This window comes from Xanthobacter sp. BG11Y11_SDJG (genome assembly GCF_057364445.1).
Genome location: NZ_JBNFNU010000685.1, coordinates 1 through 1,259 on the forward strand (window position 1 = coordinate 1; position 1,259 = coordinate 1,259).

Annotated in this window: 2 protein-coding genes; both read right to left on the reverse strand. The window is 73.8% G+C overall.

From position 1 onward, the window contains the following. The coding region (locus tag AC2W7M_RS25755; protein ID WP_486135967.1) for a hypothetical protein at positions 1 to 477 on the reverse strand (477 nt) is incomplete at its 3' end. Beyond that, complete coding sequence (locus AC2W7M_RS25760; RefSeq protein WP_486135969.1) at positions 474 to 974, reverse strand: MarR family winged helix-turn-helix transcriptional regulator; 501 nt, start codon at positions 972 to 974, stop codon at positions 474 to 476. The genes AC2W7M_RS25760 and AC2W7M_RS25755, both read right to left, overlap by 4 nt. Positions 975 to 1,259 lie beyond the last annotated feature (285 nt).

Genomic DNA, 1,259 nt, shown 5'->3' on the forward strand with positions numbered 1-1,259 from the left:
AGCGGCGGCGCCGGCTGGCCCGCGCCGCCCGGCCGCCAGCTTCAGGCCGTCGCGCAGCGACAGGGACAGCAGCGCGATGTTGAGCGCGCCGGCAACCAGCTCCAGGGCCTGAACGGCATAGAAGAGCCCATCGAACGTCCCCGCCGCCGCCCGCGCCTGGAGGAAGAGCGCGCAGGGCACCAGCACCAGGAGCCCGTTGAGCGCGATCACCGGCATGCGCCGCCGCTTCGCCGCCACCAGCGGCGCCTGCGAGCGTCCGCCGAGGCGGAATCCGGTCGCGCCCACGGTCGCCATGGCGGGGATGAGCAGCGCCATGGCGTAGAGGATGCCGGTCTTCACCGCCAGCACCGCATCGTGACCGAGCAGCAGTTCGCTCGTCGCGGTGGCGAGCCAGAAGCCGAGGATGAGCGCCAGCGCCAGCACGCCGGCAACGGGATGGAGCCGGCGCAGCAGGCCGGGCGTCCTGGCGGACATCATGGCGCTTCTCCTTGGACTTCGCGGGTGGACTGACGCCCCGGTTGGACGTCGTTGAGAATCTCGCGGGCCTGGCGCAGGAGCGCCGCCGCCGCGGCCGATCCCCGCGGACCCCGCCCCGGTCCGCAAGCGCATCGGCAATCGGCGCCCACAGCGCGCTGGCCGCATCGAACGCCGCCGCGCCGGCGCCGGTGAGGCGCACCAGCTTGGCGGCGCTTGTGCCGGGGATTGGGCGCGAAGGCGAGGAAGCCCGCCGCCGCGAGGTCGTCCACCACCCGCTGCACGGATTGGCGGGTCAAGCCCATGGCGCGGGCGATGTCGGCGGTCGGCAGGCCGTCCGGCGCCGCTGCGACCGCGCCGAGCACCTGCCAGCGCGCGCTGGTGAGACCGAGCGGCGCCACCAGGGCGTCACCGAGCGCGATGAGCGCGCCGTTGAGGCGGAAGACCTCCAGCGCGAGAGCGCTGGCCGGGTGGGCGAAGGGATCGGAAGGCCGCAGCATCGACATAATGGCTGCACACTGTCATTTCGACAGTATACTGTCAATACGCATTGGTCGCAGCCGCGCCAGGGGCGAGCAGGCCGGTGGTCCGGATTGCAGACGGCAGGCGCGTCCCCGACCTGATCGGCCCTGCACGACACCGGCGGATGCGCCGGGCGCCGGGAAGGCCTATATGCGGGCGATGACCGAAGACGCCTCCGCTCCCCCGCCTGGCACGCCGGCCCGCGCCGCCGGGGGGCAGGACCGCTCCTGTTCGACCGCGCGCTGCTGCACCGGCGCTGGCGC